1 pseudogene is annotated in these 957 nt (G+C 43.3%); it reads left to right on the top strand.

The annotated features are described in order from the left end of the window. Positions 1-707: 707 nt before the first annotated feature. Positions 708-957: pseudogene (locus tag JCM12304_RS18805) on the top strand (ISL3 family transposase); the annotation flags it as partial.

Raw genomic sequence — 957 nt, 5'->3', positions numbered from 1 at the left:
GGATACTTATTTCCCAATTAATATAAAATAGCTAAATAACACCGCTACGGAAAAATACTGCGCTTTCCGGGGGCGGCTGATGAGCCTCCTCATGCTACGCATTCCGGGGTCTCACCGATGCCTCATCTCCCCCAGGAGTCTCCGTATTTTTCCTTCGCTACTATTTACTATTATACCTAGGAAGAAAAATTGCGTCTGCACACCCCAGAATATGCTGTGTACGAATTGATTGGAGCGGAAGGGGGCAATCTAAGAACGCCACGTCCTGTGGCAACGATTGCATGACCAACGTCCTGTTGGCCCGCGACTCCTGCCGGAATAGCATGAGGCGAAGACCCTGGACGGAGCGTAGCGGAGGAAGCGGCTGAAGCCATGCCGGGCGGCAAAGAAGACACTGTGAGGTAACGAACAGATGTCGCACTTGTACCCGGAGGTGTGAAAGCGTCCCCCCTGCAGTGGAAATCAATGGGTCCATTCATCTCCTTAAAATGAGATAAACTACTACCAAGTTACGTCGTAGTTTATCTATATTGTGAATTATTGTTTATTTCTCAAGATATTTCTTGGTACCTAAAAAAGCGGTTGTACAATAAATGACGTTGGTGGGGAAAACTCACCTACGTCATTTTTGTGTTTATAAATAGAAAACAAGTGAGATTCCCTGTAGAATTAAAGTCGCTGAACACTAATCCTGGGAGGGAACTCACTTGTCTATATCTAATGATATAAGAAATTTGTTAGATATTCAAGATAAGAATATTTATGTGAACGAAAATGCAGTGACGTATGGAGAACATAAGGGAAAGACATGTAAGTTTATAAAGGCGACATTAACATATGAAGTGGATCAATGCCCAAACTGCCAAGCAGAAAAAATAGGCTCTTCTATTTATAAGAATGGAACACAGTTATCCCGTATTACCATTCCCGCCATGGGAATTTACCCAACCTATTTAC

It is taken from the genome of Virgibacillus halodenitrificans JCM 12304, from assembly GCF_001310895.1.
GTDB classification, from domain to species: domain Bacteria; phylum Bacillota; class Bacilli; order Bacillales; family Amphibacillaceae; genus Virgibacillus_Q; species Virgibacillus_Q halodenitrificans.
The sequence above is the reverse complement of the archived record's forward strand: the minus strand, read 5'-3'. Positions and strand labels throughout refer to the sequence as shown.